19 protein-coding genes are annotated in these 21,922 nt (G+C 64.4%); 8 read left to right on the top strand and 11 right to left on the bottom strand.

Features of this window, described 5'->3' with window-relative positions; genetic code table 11:
- Nucleotides 1-16 precede the first annotated feature (16 nt).
- The 4 genes from CNE_RS25130 to CNE_RS25115 form a co-directional block, all read right to left on the bottom strand.
- Nucleotides 17-811: an alpha/beta fold hydrolase gene (locus tag CNE_RS25130; RefSeq protein WP_013953104.1), complete on the bottom strand. Its 795-nt coding sequence runs from the start codon at nt 809-811 to the stop codon at nt 17-19.
- A gap of 97 nt (nt 812-908) precedes the next feature.
- Complete coding sequence (locus CNE_RS25125; RefSeq protein ID WP_013953103.1) at nt 909-2,414, bottom strand: DASS family sodium-coupled anion symporter; 1,506 nt, start codon at nt 2,412-2,414, stop codon at nt 909-911.
- A 108-nt stretch (nt 2,415-2,522) separates the two neighbouring features.
- Entirely contained in the window at nt 2,523-3,557 is a 1,035-nt protein-coding gene (locus CNE_RS25120) for a DUF3300 domain-containing protein (protein WP_148271664.1), read from the bottom strand.
- Nucleotides 3,558-3,652: 95 nt separating this feature from the next.
- Nucleotides 3,653-4,546 (bottom strand): DUF2950 domain-containing protein, encoded by an 894-nt coding sequence (locus CNE_RS25115; protein ID WP_013953101.1) that lies wholly within the window; start codon nt 4,544-4,546, stop codon nt 3,653-3,655.
- 396 nt (nt 4,547-4,942) lie between these two features.
- Here CNE_RS25115 and CNE_RS25110 point away from each other — a divergent pair, with 396 nt between their 5' ends.
- The 4 genes from CNE_RS25110 (at nt 4,943) to CNE_RS25095 (ending at nt 9,058) form a co-directional block, all read left to right on the top strand.
- Nucleotides 4,943-5,581, top strand: a complete 639-nt coding sequence (locus CNE_RS25110) for a 2Fe-2S iron-sulfur cluster-binding protein (RefSeq protein ID WP_041228890.1) — start codon at nt 4,943-4,945, stop codon at nt 5,579-5,581.
- A gap of 14 nt (nt 5,582-5,595) precedes the next feature.
- A complete protein-coding gene (locus CNE_RS25105) occupies nt 5,596-7,245 on the top strand; it encodes an FAD-binding protein (RefSeq protein ID WP_013953099.1) in 1,650 nt (549 codons plus the stop codon).
- Between the two features lie 19 nt (nt 7,246-7,264).
- Nucleotides 7,265-8,509 carry a complex I 51 kDa subunit family protein gene (locus CNE_RS25100; protein ID WP_013953098.1) on the top strand — a complete coding sequence of 415 codons (1,245 nt, stop codon included), beginning with the start codon at nt 7,265-7,267 and terminating at the stop codon, nt 8,507-8,509.
- A 147-nt stretch (nt 8,510-8,656) separates the two neighbouring features.
- A complete protein-coding gene (locus CNE_RS25095; RefSeq protein WP_013953097.1) occupies nt 8,657-9,058 on the top strand; it encodes a hypothetical protein in 402 nt (133 codons plus the stop codon).
- A gap of 35 nt (nt 9,059-9,093) precedes the next feature.
- On the opposite strand, the gene cax is transcribed toward CNE_RS25095, so the two are convergent.
- Both cax and CNE_RS42920 read right to left on the bottom strand, forming a co-directional pair.
- Complete coding sequence (gene cax / locus CNE_RS25090; RefSeq protein WP_013953096.1) at nt 9,094-10,164, bottom strand: calcium/proton exchanger; 1,071 nt, start codon at nt 10,162-10,164, stop codon at nt 9,094-9,096.
- Between the two features lie 194 nt (nt 10,165-10,358).
- Nucleotides 10,359-10,694 carry a VOC family protein gene (locus CNE_RS42920; protein WP_013953095.1) on the bottom strand — a complete coding sequence of 112 codons (336 nt, stop codon included), beginning with the start codon at nt 10,692-10,694 and terminating at the stop codon, nt 10,359-10,361.
- An 88-nt stretch (nt 10,695-10,782) separates the two neighbouring features.
- Between CNE_RS42920 and CNE_RS25080 the strand changes: the two genes are divergently transcribed.
- Nucleotides 10,783-11,361: an NnrU family protein gene (locus CNE_RS25080; RefSeq protein ID WP_013953094.1), complete on the top strand. Its 579-nt coding sequence runs from the start codon at nt 10,783-10,785 to the stop codon at nt 11,359-11,361.
- 43 nt (nt 11,362-11,404) lie between these two features.
- Here CNE_RS25080 and fdhE read toward each other — a convergent pair whose 3' ends face one another.
- From fdhE to fdnG, 4 genes are read right to left on the bottom strand one after another with little or no spacing between them, the layout of a single operon-like run.
- Nucleotides 11,405-12,268, bottom strand: a complete 864-nt coding sequence (gene fdhE / locus CNE_RS25075; RefSeq protein WP_013953093.1) for a formate dehydrogenase accessory protein FdhE — start codon at nt 12,266-12,268, stop codon at nt 11,405-11,407.
- Nucleotides 12,265-12,939, bottom strand: coding sequence for a formate dehydrogenase subunit gamma (locus CNE_RS25070; protein ID WP_013953092.1), 675 nt, complete (start codon nt 12,937-12,939; stop codon nt 12,265-12,267). The genes fdhE and CNE_RS25070 overlap by 4 nt, the downstream gene beginning before the upstream one ends.
- 13 nt (nt 12,940-12,952) lie before the next feature.
- Nucleotides 12,953-13,843 carry a formate dehydrogenase subunit beta gene (gene fdxH, locus CNE_RS25065; protein ID WP_013953091.1) on the bottom strand — a complete coding sequence of 297 codons (891 nt, stop codon included), beginning with the start codon at nt 13,841-13,843 and terminating at the stop codon, nt 12,953-12,955.
- Nucleotides 13,840-16,929 (bottom strand): formate dehydrogenase-N subunit alpha, encoded by a 3,090-nt coding sequence (gene fdnG / locus CNE_RS25060; protein ID WP_080569595.1) that lies wholly within the window; start codon nt 16,927-16,929, stop codon nt 13,840-13,842. The genes fdxH and fdnG overlap by 4 nt, the downstream gene beginning before the upstream one ends.
- 786 nt (nt 16,930-17,715) lie before the next feature.
- Between fdnG and CNE_RS25055 the strand changes: the two genes are divergently transcribed.
- Entirely contained in the window at nt 17,716-18,039 is a 324-nt protein-coding gene (locus CNE_RS25055; protein ID WP_013953089.1) for a hypothetical protein, read from the top strand.
- Between the two features lie 155 nt (nt 18,040-18,194).
- Here CNE_RS25055 and CNE_RS25050 read toward each other — a convergent pair whose 3' ends face one another.
- Entirely contained in the window at nt 18,195-19,778 is a 1,584-nt protein-coding gene (locus tag CNE_RS25050; RefSeq protein ID WP_013953088.1) for an MFS transporter, read from the bottom strand.
- 370 nt (nt 19,779-20,148) lie between these two features.
- On the opposite strand from CNE_RS25050, the gene CNE_RS25045 reads away from it, so the two are divergent.
- Together CNE_RS25045 and CNE_RS25040 are read left to right on the top strand one after the other, a co-directional pair.
- A complete protein-coding gene (locus tag CNE_RS25045; protein WP_013953087.1) occupies nt 20,149-20,847 on the top strand; it encodes a hydrolase in 699 nt (232 codons plus the stop codon).
- A 137-nt stretch (nt 20,848-20,984) separates the two neighbouring features.
- On the top strand, nt 20,985-21,611 hold the full coding sequence (locus CNE_RS25040) for a hydrolase (protein WP_013953086.1): 627 nt from the start codon (nt 20,985-20,987) through the stop codon (nt 21,609-21,611).
- Nucleotides 21,612-21,922: the final 311 nt, after the last annotated feature.

Below are 21,922 nucleotides of genomic sequence, written 5' to 3'. Positions count from 1 at the left end.
CGTGTCCTCGAACCGATCATCGCTCGTGCCTGGCAATGAAGGCTTCCACAGTGTCGTGCAGGAGTACGGGCTTCTCCAGGAAGATGAAGTGGCCACCGTCCAGGGTGGCAAACTCCGCTCCCGGAATCCGCGCTGCAAGCTCCGCAGAGAAGTACGGCGGGGCGCAGAAGTCGCGCTCGCCCACCAGTACCAGCGTCGGTGTCGTGATCGATGGAAGATCATCGAAGGCGTCGTGTCCTACGATCATGTCGATCCGGGCAAAGCCGATTTCCGGGTCGAACGTGCCGGCCGATGCGGCATTCACCCACGCCTGCACCTGCTCCGGGTGCTCGCGGCTGAATTTCGGGTCGAACAGAAATAGTGCGTTCGCCTCGGTGGACGCGCGCAGGCCGGAATCGGTCAGCATGCGTCGCCGCATGTCGAACTGGCGACGGTAGAAGGCGTCCGCGCGAGCAATCGAAGAGACAATGGTCGCGCTGCGCAATCGTTCGCGGTGATGGATCGCCAGCAGCTGCGCGATGGCGCCTCCGGTCGAGGACCCGACCACATGGACCGGCCCATACCCGACTGCCTCGATGACCCGCGCCATGTCCCGCGCGTGTTGCGCAATCGTCATGCCGCGCGCGGTGCGCTCGGACTGACCGGTGCCGCGGTGATCCGGCACGATCACCTGGTGATGCCCGGCGAACAGGTCGATCTGTGGCCCCCAGGAGGCGCCCACTCCCGCAAGCCCCGCCAGGAGAAGCACGGGCGAACCCTGGCCCTTGACCTCGTAGTGGATCGAAACACCGTCGGACGTTACGGATGGCATTTTGCGTCTCCGGGTTCAGAGCGAGGCGAAGAAGCGGCCGAACGCGTCGACCTGGCGGGATCACGAGCGGTTCATCGGGCGTCGTCCGGCTGCGTGTTCACCAGAAGCCAAGCACCTTCCACCAGACGCTCCCGACCACGGCGAAGATCAGCAGCTCCACCACGCACATCACAAAGCCGACGCGCCACCAGGTTCCCATCGTGACAAAACCGCTGCCGAAGATGATCGGCGAGGTGCCTGTCGCATAGTGGGTCAGCGTCATCATGATCGCCGAGCCGGCCGCCATAAGCAGCATGAACGGCACCACATACTCTGGCGGCATCAGATGGACTCCGACTGTCAGGAAGGCGAGCATCATCGCACTGATGTGCGCGGTCGTGCTGGCGAACAGGTAGTGCGAGAACACGAAGACCGCCACCAGGATCGCAGCCGTGCCACCCCAGCCGATGCCACTGGCCACAATCGCGTCGCTCATGCCCTTCGAGAACCACCCGATCACACCCTGCTTGTTCAGTTGCTCGGCCAGCATGATCAGCGCACCAAACCATATCAGCGTGTCCCAGGCGCTCTTCTCGGACAGCACGTCGTCCCAGTCGAGGGTGCCAGTGATGATCAGCACGAACAAGCCGACCAAGGCGACCACCGTCGGGTCCAGCGTGAGCGAAGGACCGAACACCATCGCCGGAACGTTGGCCCATAGCAGCAGCAGCAGCGCGAAGGTGAATATCATGACCATTTCCTTCGGCGACACTGGACCCATCTTCGCCATTTCGGCGTGCGCATACTCCACCGCATTGGGTGTGGCCTTGAGCTGCGGCGGCGACAACACAAAGATAACCAGCGGCATCACCAGCATGCATAGCAGGCCGGGCACCAACATGCAAAGTGCCCAGCTCGTCCAGCTCAGATGCAGACTCTGGTTGGTCGCCTTGGCGATGTAGTCCACCACCAGCGGGTTCGGGGCGGTGGCGGTCACGAACATCGCCGAGGAGATAGGATTGGCGTGATAGTTGACCAACGCCAGGTAGGTGCCGACCTTGCCCTCCGTGCCCTTGGCCGGGTCCGAGTCGAATGCATTGGCGATCGACTTCATGATCGGATGCACGATGCCGCCACCGCGCGCGGTATTGCTCGGTGTGAAGGGCGCCAGCACCAACTCGCAGGTGGCTAGGCCATAGCCGATGCCTATCGTTCGTTTCCCCATCAGGGCGATGAACATCAGGCCGATACGGGTGCCCAGGCCGGTCTTCTTCACGCCGCGGGAGATCAGGATGGCCACCACGATCAGCCAGATCAACGGACTGTCGAAGGCGGTCAGCGCATCGGCGATCGCCCCCTTGGACGAGGTCGAGGTCACCTGCGACAACGAGAGGACCACGATGGCCATCATCGCCATCACCCCGATCGGCATGACCTTCAGGATGATCGCAACGATTGTGGTCAGGAAGATGGCAACCAGGCCCCAAGCTTTGGGCGTGAGCCCCTCTGGCACAGGCAGCAGCAGCAAGGTGATCAGCACCACCGTCGTGATCAGGGCGGGGCCCAGCCGGAACGGGACCACGCTATTGAAGTAGAGGAACGCCGCTTTCAGTTTGGTGAGCATCTTGCGATCCTTCCCAGAAGAGTTGATGGAGTTCCGGATGCAGACAGGGCAGCCCAACCGCCGACCAGAGGAACGCGACCTACACCGCCCGAGACGGGCATTGCTTCCCTAACGTCGTCCACCGCCACCTCGTCCGCCGCCAAAGCCACCGCCGAAACCGCCGGCGCGGCCGGAGCCTGAATGCAGGCTCGCGCTTCCGCGGCTGGCATCACGCTGCACCGCTTTGCCGCCACTGCCCACGCCCTGGAAGCCATTGTCCCGGCCCCCCGAAGCATCGCGCCCGCGAAAGTTGTTGCGGCCCGCCGCATCGGCCATGCTCCGGCCGTATCTCTCCCGTGTGGCATTATCGCGATAGGCAACACCCTGGCGGTGCCGCGCGTCGTGCTGCCAGCGGCCTCCCTTGAACTTGCTGGCGTCGAAATTGCGGTCGATGTTCCGGGCCTTGTGGTGCTCCACATGTACCCCGCCATTGTTCCAGTCGCAGTCGCCAAATATGGCAATGGCCCCCGCCAGGCCGATGCCCCATGCGATGCCTCCGACGAAGGCATCGCCGGGGTAGTAGGGCGCGTAGGGTGGCCAGTAGTAGTACGGGTAGCCCGCATAGCCCCAGCCGCCGTAGACGATCGCCGGGTCATACACCGGCACATAGATCACCTGGGGATCCGCCGACTCGATGCGCACGATGGTCTGCTGCGCGGCTTCGCCGGAGGTTGCTGTTTCCACGGTCACGGTCTGCTGCGGCCCCGACTTGAGGTGGCCGGCTTGCTGGGCGCGCACACGCAGGCGTTGCACGGCATTGAACACCTCCTTCTGCTGGGCCAGGAATGCATCCCCCAGTTTCTGGGTCCAGTCCAGCTTGTCGCCCATTGGCGCAAGGATCTGCGGAAACGCCACCAGCGACTTCACGCTGACGTCCCAGGACTCGTTCTGTACCGCCTTGACTGCGTCGTCACCCTTGAGGTTCGGATGGGCCTTGCTCCAGCGCGCGGCGAGGGCGACTTCCAGCGGGTAGGTGGAGGCCATCAGGACCTGTGACAGCAGCGGATCGGGATAGAGCGCGATCGGCGCGACCAGCGCCTCGATTTCTTCCGCCTTGTAAGGCGCGGGTTCCTTCTGGGCCTGCACCGCGCCCTCGCGGGACATCGCCGGCGTGGCCGTACCCGCTGCGGGCGGAGCGGCGCTTTGGCACCCGCCGAGCACAAGCAGGACACAGCAAGCGGTAGTCAGGGCGCGCGGGCTCATGGCGACACCTTCCGCCAGCCGGGAGCCGGATCAAAGGATGTCGTTGCCGCTGCCTTGGTGGCGCTGTTGGTACCGAGGTCGCGCTCATAGACCTGGCCCTTGTGGCTGACGATGAAGCTCATCACGCCGGTGTCGCCGTAGCGTACCGGCCAGGCCATGACCGCGAAGCCTCCGAACAGCTTGCCATCGACGACATAGTCTAAGCTGCCGCCATCGCCGTGCGCCCCTTGCGCGGTAAGGAGCTTGTAATGGTAGCCGTGGTAACCCTCCTTGCTCGCATTGCGCGTGCCGGCGTCACGGAAAGCCAGCCCGAGCGGGCTTTGCGGCTCATCCGGTCCGCTCGGCCAGTAGAGCCCGTCGTGTTTGCCCGGTGAACTGGACAGCCTGCCGGCGTAGACGAGCCGTTTCTCGCCATCGTGGGTCGTCTGGGCGTATTCGGTCTGCGCATCGCAGACGGCCCGCATGGTCTGGATCACCGCGAGTTCATTGCGCCCGATTCGGCGCAGGCGCATTTCCCGGGCGCCGGCCAGTGTGTCGAACTGCCAGCCCTTGGCTGACTTGACCAGCGGTACGGGCAGGGTCCATCCATCGTCGCCCGCGACGATGGACGCTTGCTTGCCACTTTGTTGCACGCGATGCGCTTGTGCCCAGGCCGTGTTGAACTTGTTCCGCGCTTCGGCGCCGACCGGGGGAATGATGTCGCGGTAGTTGGCGCCCAGCATGGCTCGCATGGCCGTCTCGTCGTCATTGAGGACCGCCTGGCCAAAGGCCGCCATGGCTGCATCCGGCGAGTCGAAAACCTGGCGCGCGAAGGCATGCGTCGCGCCAAACAGGCAGATGCAGCTCAGCGCGGCGAGGAGCCCGCAAGAAAATCTCGGCAGTCTTGCCATGGCCCGGTCCCTGAGCGTCATGGTTTGCCGGCACGCTGGTCGCATGGTAAGGCGCCATCTGGCGTAAATGGTCAGCCCCGGGCTGCGGGTCGCGTTTGGGCACGCAGGCGGATCCACGCATGCGGCCTGATCGCGGCGGTGGGAAGTGCGGTGCAGCATGGGTCCTCAGGGCTCCGATTCAAAGCAAGAGCGGCACGCCGGTCATAGGGAATACGGCGATGCAGATCACGCCGCGATCCCGGTTGCCGCAAGCGGCGAAGCGAGCGGTGTCCAGCAAGCCTGGATGCGGCGCCCCCTTCGCAATGACCTCCCTTGTGCTAAGGTTTATATGACCTTTTCTGTGGAAATGCCAGTGTGGCGCTAACGACGCCGGGCAATAAAGGCGACGCGATGGGACTGGTACGCTTGAGCATCGAAGGACGCTCGGTCGAAGCACCGGCAAACTGCTCCATCCTGCAGGCCTTCCTGCACGCGGGGGAAACGTTTGTCGAAGGCGTCGGCTGCATGGGCCAGGGGGTGTGCGGCTCATGCCGCGTCATGGTGCGGCGCAACGGCGAGCAGGATGTCAAGACCGCGCTCGCTTGCGAAACGCTGGTCGAAGATGGCATGCAGGTCGCGTTCCTGGATTACTTCACGGCGTCGGAGCGGCACCTCTATCGTATCGAGGAGATCGGCGACAGCTGGGACGCCTTGCAAACAATCTCTGAAGTATTCCCGGAGGCCGCGCATTGCCGTCACTGCAGCGGATGCGACCGGGCCTGTCCGAAGGGACTCGATGTTCAGGAGGGCGTGAGGTTCGCGGTGGAGGGCAAGCTGACCGCCTCGGGCCAGGTGTTCGACGAATGCGTCATGTGCAACCTCTGCACGCTGGCCTGCCCAGAGCATATCCGGCCCAACCATCTCGGCCTGTTCGTGCGGCGGATGATCGCGGCGCAGACGCTGCGGCCGGCCAATCTCATGCTGCGCCTGCAGCAGATCGAGAACGGCGCGATGACGATCGACTTTGACGCACCCGGCGCGCAGCCGCCGCGCTGACGGGACGAACCATCATGCCAGCTGGCATCCCCTACGAAGAGGCGCGCAAGCGCTACCGTCCAGGTGTGGCGCCGGCGGTGCGCGGCGATGACATCTCCGTCGAAGCACTGCTAAAGGCCTATCACCCCGACCACGGGCCCAATGCGCGCGTCGCGCTGGCCGTCGGCGTCAACCGCGGCGAGCCTTGTCAGCCGGATCTCGCGCGCTATCTGCAAGCCAATGCGCTGATCGACGACGTCGATATTGCCGGGGCGCAACTCGTGTCCACCGATGTGCTGATCATCGGCGGGGGCGGTGGCGGCTGCGCGGCGGCGCTGACCGCGGCCAGGCAAGGCGCGCAGGTGATTCTCGCCACCAAGCTGCGCCTCGGTGACAGCAACACCGTGATGGCCGAAGGCGGGATCCAGGCGGCCATCGGCGAGGACGACAGTCCCCAATTGCATTTTGAGGACACCTTGCGCGCCGGGCACTTCTGCGGCGAGCCCGAGCTGGTCGCGCAGATGGTGATGGACGGACCCGACGTGATCCGATGGCTGATCCGGCTGGGCATGATGTTCGATCAGGAGGAAGACCGGCCCCTCGGCGGCAACCTTCTGCGCAAGAAGCCAGGGGGAGCATCGGCCGCGCGCATTCTCTCCTACCGGGACTATACCGGCCTGGAAATGATGCGCGTGCTGCGCGAGGCGGTGGACCTCGAGGCCGGCATCGCGGTGTGGAACCGCTGCCCCGCAGTCGAGCTGCTGTCCGACGAGCGGGGGCGCTGCGCCGGGGCGGTGATCTACAACCTCGAATGGCGCACCTTTATGCTGGTGCGCGCGCGCGCCGTGATTCTCGCCACCGGCGGGGCGGGGCGCCTGCACCTGAATGCCTTCCCGACGTCCAACCATTACGGGGCTACCGCAGACGGCCTGGTGCTGGCGTATCGGATCGGGGCGCGCCTGCGCGAGCTGGATTCGTTTCAATACCATCCCACCGGCATCGCCTACCCGCCGCACCTGGCGGGCGGCCTGATCTCGGAAGCCGCCCGCTCGGCCGGCGCGAAGCTGATCAACGGCGAGGGCGAGCGTTTCGTCGATGAACTCAAGCCGCGGGACATCGTGGCCTCGGCAATCCTGCGCGAATGCGCGCAGGGGCGCGGCATCGAGCGGGGCGGACAGGTTGGTGTCTTCCTCGACACGCCGACGCTGGAAATGGAGAACCCCGGCATCCTGGAAAAGCGGCTCGTGACGCTGCGCCATCTCGCCCACAAGTGCGGGCAGGATGCGTCCCAGGAGCCGTTCCTTGTCTACCCGACCCTGCACTACCAGAACGGCGGCGTTGCCATCGACAAGGAGGGCGCGACCAGCGTGCCAGGGCTCTATTGCGTCGGCGAGGTCACGGGCGGCATTCATGGGCGCAACCGGTTGATGGGCAACGCGCTGCTCGATATCCTGAGCATGGGCCGGCGCGCCGGTGCCAGCGCGGCGCAAGCCGGGCGCAGCGCCATGGCCGCCCGCGCCGGCATCGGCCACGTGCACGCCTGGCAGCGGGAACTGACGCTGGCCGGGCTGCCCCTGCATCTCAAGGCACCGCAGCTGTTCCCCGGCTACGCGAATTTCGATCTGCGCGTCGACGCAGGGTTGCACTCCGGCGCGTGGGGCCGGGCGGTCGGCGGCACCCGGTAAGCGGGGCACGGAGCGCGCGATGGAACAGCTCAATCAGGTTCTGCTCAACGAGGACATCCGGGTTGGCGCCGACCTGGATGCCTGGCTGGCACGCGGCGGCGGAGAGGGGCTGGCCCGGGCCCTGCGCGAACCGGCCGCGGTCATCGCCGAGATCGAGCAGGCCGACCTGCGCGGGATGGGCGGCGCTGGTTTCGCGACGCATCGAAAATGGGCGCCGGTGGCCGCCGCGGCGGCTGGCGACAAGTACATCATCTGCAATGGCAACGAAGACGAGCCGGGGACATTCAAGGACCGCTTTCTGCTTGAGCACACGCCGCACCAGGTGATCGAGGGCGCGCTGATCGCCGCGGCCGCCACCCGCGCCAACCATGTCGTGCTGTACGTCAATCCCCATCAGCCGCTGTCGCTGGCGCGGACGCGCGAGGCGGTGCAGCAATGGCAGGCACACCCGCAGTTCGCCGAGCTGGCCGGGCTGGTCGGCGGACCGGTGTCGCTTCGCGTCCTGCCCAGCTCTGGCTTGTATATCGGCGGCGAGGAAACCGCGGTCATCTCGAGCGTCGAGGGCGGGTTCCCGTTTCCGCGCCGCAAGCCGCCCTTTCCCGCCGAATACGGCGTGCATGGCGCACCGACCGTCGTCAACAATACCGAGACGCTGGCCCACGTACCGGGCATCTTGCGCAACGGTGCCCAGTGGTATCGCGGCCTCGGCATCGGTCATGCCGCCGGAACCAAGTTGTACTCGCTCTCGGGCGATGTCTTGCGGCCTGGCCTGTATGAGCTGCCGATGGGCACGAGCCTTGAAACCCTCGTGTTCCGGCATGGCGGCGGGATGCTCCAGGGCAAGGAGTTCAAGGCGGTCTTCACGGGCGGTCCCTCCAATACGCTGCTGACCAAGCGCGATCTCGATGTGGCGCTGGACTTCGACTCCGTGCGGCAACGGCGTTCGCGGCTGGGAACCGGTGCGATGATCGTGGTGTCGGAAGGGACCAGCATCGTCCGCAAGGTGGCAGAGTACGTCAGCTTCTTCGCCCAGGGCTCGTGCGGCCAGTGCCCGCCATGCAAGGGCGGGACCTTCCAGCTGATGCGCCTGCTGAACCGGATCGATACGGGCCGCGGCGTGCGCGCGGACCTGGAATCGTTGGAAAACCTGTGCCGCATCCTTCCCGGCAGCGGGCGTTGTGGCCTGATCGACGGCGCCGTGACGGTGGTGGACAGTTCCCTCCATCAGTTCCGGGAGGAATACGAGGCGCTCCTGATGGCATAGGCTCGGCATCGAACGTCCGGTTTGCGAGGCGTCGCGCCATGCGAGCGCGCGGCCGCGCGCAGCGATGTCCTGGCGTCTTGTGGGGTCGCCGAACGGCGGCCAGGCGGCTTTCCAATGGATGCGAAGGGCGAGATCACGGAGCCAACCATGCACTACATTGCACCTTATGCGTTGTGCTTGTCGATGGCTTTGGTCGGGGCATGCGGCAACCGCGAGCAGCCGCCAGCCCCGGCAAGCGGTAAAACACCCGTCGCTGCCGGCAGTGAAGCGGTTGCCATACCGCCGCCCCAGCGAGCCGATGATATGCCGCAACAGGCTGGACCTGGCCGCTATCAGATCGTGAGTCAACCCCAGGTCCGTGCAGGCCCCTTCTTGCTCGACACGCAGACGGGTCGCATCTGGCAGTTGAGGGAATTCCCCGGACTTGAAGGCGCGCCGAGCGCGTGGCGCGAGATGACGATCATCGATGACAAGGGCACAATGGGGATCACGACGGCACAGTTCCAGAAACTCTATCCGCCGCGGCATGCTGCACCGCGGCGGCGGTAGCGGGTGTCTGATGCCAAAGTCGCCCGCGGCAGTCTTCAGCGCGGCAGGAAGAAGAAGGTGAGGGCGAGGGCAAGATAGACGATTAGGAGCTGCGTGCCCTTGAACCAGTCGGCGTGCCCGTCGCTCGCCATTTGCGCCGTGACCAGCACGGACAGGACCACCATCAGGACCAGGGCGGGACGAAAGGCCAGGTCCATCGGGGCCGGACCGAGAAAATGGCTCGTCAGTACCAGCACCGGCGCGACAAACAGCGCCACCTGGACACTCGAGCCAACCGCAATGGAGAACGACAGGTCCATGCGATTCCTCAAGGCTGCGGTAATGGCCGATGCATGCTCGGCCGCATTTCCGAGGATCGCTACCACAAAGGCACCGACGAATATGTCGCTGAGGGCGTAGTCGCGCATCATGGGGCCGAGCGCACCCACCATGATCTCGCTCATCCACGCCGTCCCTACGGTGGCTGCCGCCAGTATCGCTATCGCCCGCGCTACGGACGAGGAGGGCTGGTCCTCCACGCCTTCCGGAGCAACCGCCTTTGCTTCGTATGCGCCGCGGAACAGCGCGGGGTGAGTGACCAGCGAGAACACCAGGTACAGCGCATAGACGACCAGAAGCGCGATGGAAATCCAGGCGCTGAGCCGGTACAGCACGGCTGTCGTGCCTTCTACCGCTTCAAAGCTGGCAGGCAGGATCAGCGCGATCGCCGACAGTATGAGCATGGTCGCCTGGGAACGCGCGCCGCGCGGGTTAAAGCTTTGCTCAGGATAGCGAATGCCGCCTGCGAGCATCGCGGCGCCAAACACCAGCAGCATATTCCCGACAATGGAACCGACGATGGAGGCTTCCACCACCTGATGGAGGCCGGCACGCAAGGCGACAAGTGCGATGATAAGTTCAGCCGCATTGCCGAATGTCGCATTTAGCAGCCCCCCGACCGCCTCGCCCATGCGCTCTGCGAGTTGCTCGGTGGCATGGCTCATCCGCCCGGCAAGCGGCAGGATGGCCAGGGAGGAAGCGATAAAGATCAGGAGGTGGTGATCGGAAGCAAGGAATTCCAGGGCGATTGCGATCGGCACAAAGATCAGAAGCAAATTCATCCACATGGATTGCCCCCTGCTTTCGGTGATGACAGCTCGTCCTCGAACAGTCCTTTTATCTCCCACCGGGGTTGCAGGCAAGAGACAAGACAGCTTGGTACAGCCGCGGGTAGTTCGATCAGGCCGACGGACTCACCTGATCGGTTGCCCGATGGCAAGGAGATTGCCCTCGCTGTCTCTGAACCAGGCACCTTTCTCGCCTATGCCACCCTTGGACAGGTAGTTCCCCTGGACCTGGCGATCCCATTGATGGTCTTGAGGCCGGGAAGATCGTATTCTTCGAACACGACTCCCAGGTGCCGCAGCTCGCTAACGGTTGCCTGGATGTCATCGACCTCCCAGGCCATTTGTGTGTGACTTCCAGAGGCCGAGCCAGCCGACTCGAAAAGTACGAAGTAGCTGTTGCCGCACTTGTAGCGCAGTCCGCCCGGCCGTTCCTCGACTGGCTCAAGACCGAGCTTGCTCGAGTAGAAGGATCTCGCCCTTGCGAGGTCTTGCGCAGGAATCCTGGCCGCGACGTCACTGTTCTGAAGCATGGGAAACCCTCCTGAATAAGGCTGGACCGCTGCAACGCAATATGTCTAGCATAGGCGTGCGGCGGGCGCTAAAGAAAGGGGTGGCAGCATGACGGTACTGGTTTTGGGATTGCTCATTTTTCTGGGTGCGCACTCGGTACGCATGGCTGCTGACCCATGGCGCACCGCGCAGATTGCCAGGCTCGGCCCCGGCCGCTGGAAAGGCTTGTACACCCTGGTTTCGATAGCCGGCCTGGCGCTGGTTATCTGGGGCTACGGCCTGGCCAGCGCGCATCCTGTGGTGGTCTGGACGCCGCCGGTGTGGGGGCGGTACGTTGCCGCATTGCTCACGATCCCGGCCTTTGTGCTGATTGCGGCGGCATATGTGCCTCGCAACCGCATCAAGGCTGCGCTTGGTCATCCGATGCTGGCAGGCGTGCAGGCCTGGGCCCTGGGGCACCTGCTTGCCAACGGAACACTCGCCGCATTGGTGCTGTTTGGCGCGTTCCTGGCGTGGGCGGTGGCGGACTTCGTGTCAGCGCGCGGGCGGGACCGGGAAGCGCGAACCAGCTACCCGACCGGGACACCTGCGCGCGATGCGATGGTGGCGGTCGTCGGGCTGGCGGGCTGGGCGCTGTTCGGATTCGTGCTTCATGAATGGATGACCGGCGTGCGGGCGTTCGGGTAAGCAAAAAATCTGGCGGTTAGCAATGGATATGTCGGGCAGCCCCTCATCCCGGCAGCGCGAAGGGATTGAACCCGGTGCGTTGATAGCCCTCCGCCGTCACCGCATCGTCCAGGGCCAGGGAGGCAAGGTCATCGGCCACGGCCTCGGCCTGCGGGTCGCGTTCCAGTGAGATCACCTTCAGGTAACCGTGGCACACGCCGCAGCTTTCGGCGCGCACCGTGGCTTCGGGGGTGTCGAAGCTGAGGTAGTCGAGCTCCGAGGCGTCGCCGCAGTTGGTGCATTTCGCCCGCACCATGTGCCACTGGCTCTCGCAGAGCACGCAATGCAGATAGCGCATGCCCTGGCGATCGCCGATCAGGATCAGGCTTGCCACGGGGGCAGTGCTGCAGACCGGGCAGGACGCGTGCTCGGCCGGGCCGCTGTCGGGCACGGGCGCGGCCCGCGCGGCGCTGGCACATTGCAGCGAGAGTGCAGCCCAGAGGAAGGGCGCGATTGCCGCCGGAACCGCATCAAAGCGGCCCTCGGTCAGCGCCTGGGCGGCGCCAAGGCGCGCGTCCGCAGGGAGGGCGCGCAGCGCCGCAAGATGCGGGGCGACCGGGGCGGGAACATCGTGCGCGAGCCGCTCAATCATCCGATCAAGCAGGGCACCCCAATGCCCCTCCTGCGGGATGGCCCTGGCGTCTGCCGGGCCGGACCCACCGGCCCCGGGCGCAAGCGATGCCTGTACTTCGGCCACGCGGGCGGCCAGGAGCAGGTAATCGGCAAGGTCGTGCCCGTCGGCCAGCGCACGCAGGCGTGCGGCGCGGCGGCTGTAAAGACCGGCAAGGTCTGGCTGGATCAGCGGGGTGAAATGGCGGGAGGCCTCGTCCGATGACAGTGTTCCCGGCGTGGTCTGATGCTGGTTCATGCTTCGTGGCCCTTCGCTTGCGCCGCTTTCGACTGATTCAACTCTTTCGCCTTCAACTCGCCATACCAGCGGTCATGGTGCTGCCTGGCCCAGGCACGCGAGACGTAGCCCGTCACCATGCCCGTGATCGAGCCGCGGACCCAGATTGCAAGATAGATGTGGCCCACGATCAGCAGGATCAGGCCGATCCCCGCGACGGAATGGGCCAGGATCGCCAGGCGGAGCACGGGAATCGGGAAATACTCGGCGAAATAGGCGCGCCACATGATCAACCCGGAGATCAGCAGGGCCAGGATCGACGCCATGATGAGCCAGAACAGCACCTTCTGGCCGGCGTTGTACTTGCCGATCTGCAGCGGTTCGCCGCCATGCTGGATCAGCAGCACCTCCCTGGCGCGGCGGAACCAGATCGCGTCGGTGCGCGCGGGCATGTTGTAGCCCACGAAGCGCCAGAACATGTAGCAAAGCCCCGCGAAAACCGCGATGCCCAGGAACGGGTGGAGCAGCCGCGCCATCTGCGGCGTGCCAAGGAAGCCGCTCAGCCAGCCCACCGTCGGGAAGAACCACGAGATTCCCGAAACCGCCGCGAGGAAGAAGCAGAGCACGATCGCCCAGTGACACAGCCGCTCGGCGAATTTCGTGCGCAGGATCCTGTCGTTGTTGGTCGCCATTTCCGGTCTCCGCTTATGCCGCGCCGTCAGTCGGGGCGTCGTGATCGTCTGTTTCGGTGGTGTTGGGGCCGACCGCCATGAAATGCGCCGCCATGCCCACCACCGCCGCCGCGCCGACGAAGCCGGCGGCGGGTTTCAGTCCATCCTTCCAGCCGGCGACCACCGAGCTGATCCCCGGGTCCTTCGGCAAGCCCGCATAACGCTTCGGGTCGTCGGCATGTTGTAGCACGTACATCACGTGGGTACCGCCGACTCCCGCCGGGTCATACAGGCCGGCCTTGGCATAGCCGCGCTCGTTCAACTCGGCCACGCGCTCGCCGGCAAGGGATTGCATCTCCGCTTTCGAGCCGAAGGCGATGGCGCCGGTCGGGCAGGTCTTGACGCAGGCAGGCTCCTGCCCGACCGAGACGCGGTCCGAGCACAGCGTGCACTTGTAGGCCTTGTTGTCCATCTTGGAAATACGCGGCACGTCGAAGGGGCAGCCGGCGACGCAATAGCCGCAGCCGATGCACAGGTCGGACTGGAAGTCGACGATGCCGTTGGCGTACTGGACGATGGCGCCGGGCGCCGGGCAGGCTTTCAGGCAGCCGGGATCCTCGCAATGCATGCAGCCGTCCTTGCGGATCAGCCATTCCAGCTTGCCCGCCTGGTCCTCATGCTCGGTGAAGCGCATCAGGGTCCAGGTGTTGGGCGATAGGTCGCGCGGATTGTCGTAGACGCCGACATTCTCCTGCACGTCGCCGCGCAGGTCGTTCCATTCGTTGCAGGCGACCTGGCACGCCTTGCAGCCGATGCAGATCGACACGTCGATCAGCTTGGCCACTTCCATCTGATGGTCGCGGATGCGGGGGGCGGGTGTCAGCTCCGACGAGGCCGAGCTACGGATGATGTTCTGCGAGTTCATGCTTGTGCTCCCGCCACTTTTTCAATGTTTACAAGGAATGCCTTGAATTCCGGCGTTTGCGAATTGGCGTCGCCGACACCCGGCGCAAGCGTATTGGCGAGATAGCCCTTGCGGGTCGCCCCCTCGAAGCCCCAATGGCAGGGGATGCCGATCTGATCGACCGCCTGCCCGGCCACCTGGAGCGTGCGCATGCGCTTGGTCACCACGGCCTTGGCAGTGATATGGCCGCGCTTGGTCGTGATCTTCACCGTGTCGCCATGGGCGATGCCCTTGTCCGCGGCCAGCTTTTCGCCGATCTCGACGAATTGCTCGGGCTGGAGCATGGCGTTCAGGTGCGAGTGCTTGGTCCAGTGGCGGAACAGTTCCGTGATGGAATAGGTCGTGGCGACATAGGGGAACTCGGTGCGGTTGCCCATTCGCTGTGCATCGTTCTGGAAGATGCGGGCGGTCGGGTTGTGCGTGACCTTGTCGTGCAGGGGGTTCTTCGCGATCGGGCTTTCAATCGGCTCGTAATGCTCGGGGAAGGGGCCGTCGATCATGCCGCCGACGGAGAACAGGCGCCCAACGCCTTCGGGTAGCATGATGAAGGGTCCGACGGGCGTGCCGGGTGCCGCAGTGAGCGGAAAGTCGGGCACGTCCGCGCCCACCCATTTCTCGCCGTTCCAATGCAGGATCTGGCGCTTGGGATCCCAGGGGTTCCCCATCTCATCCATCGAGGCGCGGTTGTAGAGGATGCGGCGGTTGGCAGGCCAGGACCAGGCCCAACCCGGCGTGTTCCCCAGGCCGGTGTCGGTGTTGTCGCGCCGGGCCATCTGGTTGCCCGCCTCGGTCCAGGAGCCGGTGAAGATCCAGCAGTAGCTTGAGGTCGTGCCGTCGTCGCGCAGTTGCGCGAACGAATCCAGCAGCTGGCCCTTGCGCAGGATCTTCTTCCCGGTCTCGTCGAACACGTCTGCCAACGCATAGCCGTTGGCTTCCTTGGCCATTTCCTCGGGATGGGGGCTGTGGGGATCGTGATAGGTTGCCTCGTCCCAGGTCATGTGCAACACCTGTGCCGGGCAGGCGCCGCCTTCCTTCTCGTAGAGCCGCCGCAGCTCCATCATGATGCCGCCGAGGATGGCCGGATCGTGCCGCGCCTCGCCCGGCGGCTGCTGGCCGGCGTAGTGCCATTGCAGCCAACGGCCGGAGTTCACGACCGTCCCGTCTTCCTCGGCAAAGCAGCTCGACGGCAGCCGGAAGACTTCAGTCATGATCTCTTCGGTCTTGACGTCGTTGAACTTGCCTTCGTTGCGCCAGAAGTTGGAGGTCTCGGTCACCAGCGGGTCGATGACCACGAGGAACTTAAGTTTCGACAGCGCGGCCGAGGTCTTGTTCTTGTCGGGCATCGCCGCCAGCGGGTTGAACCCCTGGACGAGATAGCCATTGACCTTGCCCTGGTACATCAGGTCGAAATAGGCCAGCATGTCGTAGCTGCGGTCCCACTTTGGCAGCAGGTCAAAGGCCCAGTTGTTTTCCGCAGTGGCGTGCTTGCCGAACAGGTTCTTCTGCAATGAGACGAAGAACTTGGGCAGGTTCATCCAGTAGTTCACCTGATCGGGCAGCACAGCCTTGGGCGTGGCATCGGCCAGGTATTGCTTCAGGGTCTGCTGCCTGTCGGTGGGCAGGTCCATGTAGCCAGGCAGCCGCACCGACAGCAGGCCAAGGTCGGTATAGCCCTGGATGTTGGAATGCCCGCGCAGCGCATTCACGCCGCCGCCGGACATGCCGACATTGCCCAGCAGCAACTGGATCATGGCCGCGCCGCGGATGATCTGCGCGCCGCCGGTGTGGTGCGTCCAGCCGAGCGCGTAAAGCCAGGTCAGTGTCTTGTCCTTCGCCGAGCACGAGCCGACGATTTCGGCGATCTGCAGGAAGTCGGCCCGCTTGACGCCGGTGATCTCCTCGACCTTCTCGGGCGTGTAGCGTGACACGTGCTGCTTCAGCAGGCTCAGCACGCAGCGCGGATGGCGCATCGAGGGATCGCGTTTCGCGTTCCCCGCCGCGTCGAGCTCATAGTTCCAGGAGGATTTGTCGTAGACGAGCTTCTGCGGATCGAAGCCCGAGAACAGCCCTTCGTCGAAGCCGAAATCCTCGCGCACGATGAGCGATGCATTGGTGTAGGCGCGCACATAGTCGTGCTGGATCTTGTCGTGCTGCAGAAGCCAGTTGACCATGCCCATCAGGAAGGCCGTGTCCGACCCCGCCCGGATCGGCGAGAAGATATCGGCAACTGAGGCGGTGCGGTTGAAGCGCGGATCGATGACGATGACCTTGGCCTTGTTCCTGATCTTGGCCTCGATCACCCATTTGAAGCCGACCGGATGCGCCTCGGCCGGGTTGCCGCCCATGACGATGACGACATTGGCGTTCTTGATGTCCACCCAGTGGTTCGTCATCGCGCCGCGGCCGAAGGACGGCGCCAGTGCCGAAACCGTTGGCCCGTGGCACAGGCGTGCCTGGCAGTCCAGCGCGAGCATCCCCAGCGAGCGGGCAAACTTGAAGTCGAGAACCCCGGTTTCGTTGGAAGCCGCCGACGAGGCGAGCATGCCCGAACTCAGCCAGCGGTTCACCAGCTGGCCCTTCTCGTTGCGCGCGATGAAGTTCTTGTCGCGGTCGTCTTTCAGCAGGCGGGCGATGCGCCTGGTCGCATCGTCCCAACTGATGCGCACCCACTCCTTTGATCCCGGCGCGCGGTATTCCGGATACTGCAGCCGGTTTTTCGAATGGACGATGTCCAGCAGTCCCGCGCCCTTGGGGCAGAGCGAACCACGGCTGACCGGGTGATCGGGATCCCCCTCGATGTGGAAGATGCGGGGCTTCGCGTTTTTGGCGCCGTCACCCAGCGAGTACATCAGCAGGCCGCACCCGACCGAGCAATAGGTGCAGTTGTTGCGCGTCTCTTTCGCACGCAGCAGCTTGTAGGGGCGCACGCCGGCAGGCGCCTGCGCCCAGGCTGTACCCAGGCCCAGGGCCGAGGCCGAGACGGCAACAGATCCAAAGCCAAGTATCTTGAGGAACTGCCGACGTCCGATATTGGTGGTGTAAGTCATCGTGGTCTCATCGTCATTTCTTCTTCCGCCCATCCCTGCTGCCAGGAGTGGGGGCGATCGCATTCGAGACCCGCGGCGTCATTTGGGCGCACGTATCCCCGGGGCGCCCGGATCGCGATCGATCACGGAGATGCCCCGTCCGGTACGTCCCTGAGGCGCACGCGCAAGAGGATGACCAACCACAAATGAAGTTGCGTCGCCGGTCACGACGCGACGTCATCCGTGCCGGTTTCCCGCGCGCACGGCTCCACGAGCGGAGAAATGCCGCTCAGGTTCGAATGCAGATAAATTTGGATAAGCGATGAGAATGAGCCCGAAACGCCCTGCGGATTGCCCTGCAGATGCGCGGCCCCACCGGGGCACGACGTCAGGACGGGTATCGCTCGCTGAGGAGCGTAGCACGACCAGCCCATTACTCCAAATAGGGGAAAATCCCGTTCGGCGCGGGCAGCTTATGCCCCAGGGGGCCCTCCATCCGAGTCATCGCTGTCTTGCTGCCGTGATCCCAGGCAAGAGAGTCGGCGCAACCGCATCGTCTGCCGAGTCAGGCCAAATGGCTGGCCGGGTTCCAGTGCGCTTGCCCATTTGCGCTGCGGCGCAGCAGTGCCACCACGTGACCGTCCTGTGCCGGCAGCGATTCCCGTCACGCTTGACTTCCGTGCCGGGCGTTTCTACCAATGACATTGAACAGAACGGAAATTGGCCTGCGCCGCTGGCATCCGGCCTGCGCTGTGGGCTTGAATGACTTTTACACTCCACAGGCTGGCAGCGGCCAAAGGAGTGATCATGCAAGAGCAGACCTTTCGCGCCCTGCTGTACCGCTACTTTTTCTTCGGTTGGCTGTACCGGGACGCCAGCCAGGGCAACCGCGCTGAACGAGCCCTCGCCTGGCATTTCAACAAGGCGCGCGCGCATTGGCTGCTAACGTACATGCGGCGCTGGCTCTGGTGCGGTGTCTGTTGCTATGGGCTGGGTAGCGTGGTGGAACTGGTGCTGTCCGCGCCTGCGCTGTCCGCGCTCTTCTACGTGCCCGGCGCGCTCTGCGTACCGGTCAATGTTGTCATCGTGGTGCTCTGGATCGGCCTGAAGACGCTGCCCGGGCCGCTGTAAGCGGCGACCGGCTGCTCCTGCGCCTGGACTGGCATCCGGCTGCGACGCCAGAAATGGCGCCAGCGGCACGACATTCCCCGGTTTCTTGACCCATCTGCCTTCGCCGCGGGGAGGGCGCCGACAGGCAACGGACGCGTCCGGAGACACGAGGCATATCACCTGCGGGGTTGGATGGTCGCCACCGCGAGACCCGCTCCGGCGAACGCGCACACAGCGGACACCAGCGCAACGGCGCGCAGCGCGTCGGTGATAGCTTCGGCTTCTGCCAGCGCCACGGGTGTCTGAGTCGGCAAATGGGCATCGCCCTCTGCCACCCCGGCTTGCGCGCCAGGCTCCAGCAACTGCCCGGTCCGGCGTGCGTCCCTGGGAACGTCCAGTTCATCGAGCTGCGCCGACAGCGCCGCTTGGTGCGACCACACGAACACGATGCCCAGCACCGCAATCGCCAGCAGGCTCGCCACACGTGCAACCGCATTGTTGATGCCGGACGCAACGCCTGCGTGGTCAGCCGGCACGGAGTCCATCACAATCGTCGTGAGCGGCGCGACGGTGATCGTCATGCCAAGCCCGAGCACGCTGAGCGCAGGGAAAAATCCGGCCCAATAGCTGCCGCGCACGAACGGCAACGCCAGCATCACGAACCCGATTCCGGCGACACTCGGGCCAGCGCTCAACAGGATCCGTGAACCGAAGCGGCTCGTCAGGCCGCCGGTGAAGCGCGACAACAAGCCGATGATGACCGGCACCGGCAGCAGCGCCGCGCCCGCTTCGGTTGCGGTGTAGGCATGTGCGCGGATCAGCGTGAACGGCAGGAAGAACAGTGCGCCGCTCAGGCCGAAGTAGAGCAGCAGTGTGACGAGGTTGGCGCCGGTGAAATCGCGTGAGCGGAACACGTCGAGCGGCATCATGGGGTGACGGCTGTTCGCTTCGATCATCACGAATGCGACCAGCACGAACGCGCCGGTGCCGATCGCGCACAGTACAAGCGGATCCGCGAAACCGCGCGCAGACGCCTTGGTCAGACCGTAAGTGAGGGCAGCGAGCCCCGCTGCGACGCTAAGCGCGCCGGGCCAGTCCAACCGTTGAGGCGCATCGAGCTTGTGGCTGTTCGGCACCGACGAAATCGCGAGCGCGATCGTCACCGCTGCAAGCGGGACGTTGAGGAAGAATATCGCGCGCCAGGACAACACGTCGACGAGCCAGCCGCCCGCCACCGGCGCCACCGCGGACGTGATCGCCCCGACGGCCGCCCAGGTGCCGATTGCCCGTCCGCGCGCTTCTCCTTCGTACACGGCGCCGATGATCGCGAGACTACTGGGTACGAACAGTGCTGCGCCAATGCCCTGCACTGCGCGCGCGGCGATCAGCGAATTCGCGTCCGGCGCGAACCCGCAAGCGGCCGACGCCAGCGTGAAGACCCCGATCCCCGCGATGAACACCGTGCGGCGGCCGAGCTTGTCGCCCATCGATCCGCCCACCAGCACGAGGGACCCGAGAAAGAGCAGGTAGGCGTTAACGATCCACTGCATTGCAGCGACGCTCGTGCCGAGTTCGCTCTGAATGGCGGGTAGCGCGACATTGAGGGCGGAGCCGTCGATGAACGCCATGCTTGAGCCGAGGATCGTCGCGGCGAGTGCCAGACGCTTGCGCCGGCACGGGCGGTCGACCGCGGTGGGCTGCGTGCGGATGACGAGTTCGTCGCACGGGCTCGCTTGGGCAGCGACGACGTGCGCGGTCATTTGGTCGCTATCGAGAAGATCCGGGTTATCCAAGCTCGCTCCCGTGCCGGTCGATGGTGACTAGCATAGTAAAGGGAGCGCGGCCTACCCGAGAGTTGCCCTTGGCGACTGGGCCGGGAAGCGCCATAGGTCGACCCGTGCCCGGTTGGCACTTCCCGAGTCGCATCCCTCGCTGCACCTCCGGAGTTACCGTTTGGTGAATCTCAAAAATTCAAAATATTTGAATAACATGTCAGCGAATGGATCACTTTGAGCAAAGCTATCGCCGCTATAGTTCTGCACATGGACGACGCTACAACGCAACAGAGCGAAAGCAGCGCCGGCAGCCAGAAGCTCAAAATCATTGAATCAACATATACCGGAGAACATTATGTCGAACGCCAAACTGGAAGTCCTGACCCCGCACAACAGCCAGATTATCTTCATCGACCATCAGCCCCAGATGGCCTTTGGCGTGCAGTCGATGGACCGCCAGACCATGAAGAACAACGTGGTCGGCCTGGCCAAGGCGGCCAAGATCTTCGACATCCCGACCACCATTACCACGGTCGAGTCTGACTCGTTCTCGGGCTATACCTACCCCGAACTGCTCGACGTGTTCCCGGGTAAGCAGACGCTCGAACGCACCTCGATGAACTCGTGGGACGACCAGAAGGTGCGCGACGCGCTGGCCGCCAACGGCCGCAAGAAGGTGATTGTCGCCGGCCTGTGGACCGAGGTCTGCAACACCACGTTCGCGCTCTGCGCGATGCTCGAAGGCAACTACGAGATCTACATGGTGGCCGACGCCTCGGGCGGCACCACCAAGGAAGCGCACGACTACGCGATGCAGCGCATGGTGCAGGCCGGCGTGGTGCCGGTGACCTGGCAGCAGGTGCTGCTTGAATGGCAGCGCGACTGGAAGAACCGCGACACGTACGACGCGGTAATGAAGGTGGCCAAGGAACACTCGGGTGCCTACGGCATGGGCGTGGACTACGCCTACACCATGGTCCACAAGGCCGAGCAGCGCACCGCCACGAAGCACGAATCGCTGGCTCCGGTCCATGCACAGGTGATCGAGCGGTAATTCTGCATTCGCGGGCTGGACGTTCCATAGGACGTCCAGTCATTTCAGAAACGGGGCCAACTGCCTACTTCAATCCCGACTGACTCAGACCGCGGCTTGAAGCAAGATCGCGGTCTCAAATGAACAGGAGAACTCCCATGTCCAAACTACCGTTGCTCGAACCCGCGGATTGTGCATTGATCCTCGTTGATGAACAGGCGGGCCTTGCGTTCGCCGCGGGTTCTCAGGACCCCCAGATTCTGCGCAGTAATGGCCTTGCGGTCGCGAAGACGGCGGTCGCCTTTGACTTGCCGGTTGTGGTCTCCACTTCGGCCTCGAAGGTCTACAGCGGCCCATTGATGCCGGCTTTTCGGGAAGTGCTGCCAAACGTCACGCCGATTGAACGCCGCAACATGAACCTTTGGGAAGACGATGCGGTCCGCGACGCGATTACGGCTACCGGAAAGCGTACGCTGATCATCGCGGGCATGCTGACGGAGGCCTGCGTGAGCTTCCCGGTTCTTTCAGCGCTGTCCGAGGGATATCAAGTCTACGTGGTTGCCGATGCTTGCGGTGGACTGACACCAACAAGCCATGACCTTGCGTTGCGACGGATGGCTTCCGCTGGCGCAGTCATGACATCCTGGCTCCAACTCCTTCTCGAATTTCAGAGAGACTGGACGCGTCATGACACATATGAGAAGGCTCGCTCGATCGTGGTTGAGCATGGTGGTGGGTATGGCACGGGGCTCGCATACGCGCGTGACATGATCAAACCGACATGAGCGCGTGTATCGGTCATGCATGCGGCTAACTCTGCCTCATTCTGAGGGACGTAAGTTGAGGGGGGGGCGACCGGCGCTTTCCGACCCCGCGCCTTCCGTCGTAACCGAAGGGCGCCGGAAAACCGTCGTCGTCGCGGATAGACCAGACCACGCCCGAATTTGCGACTTCGCGATAGAAGGCGTGGGCTTGAGGTGCGGCAGTACTCATGGTGGACTCAAATCTGGTGATGGCACTCGTCCCCGGTGCAATTACGCCAATGTAGCCGATCTCTCCGACGAGTCCTTCCTTGCCGGCCTCGATTTTCCCGATC

Origin of the sequence: Cupriavidus necator N-1, from assembly GCF_000219215.1 — a bacterium.
Classification (GTDB): Bacteria; Pseudomonadota; Gammaproteobacteria; order Burkholderiales; family Burkholderiaceae; genus Cupriavidus; species Cupriavidus necator.
This window is presented reverse-complemented; position numbering and strand designations above follow the sequence as displayed.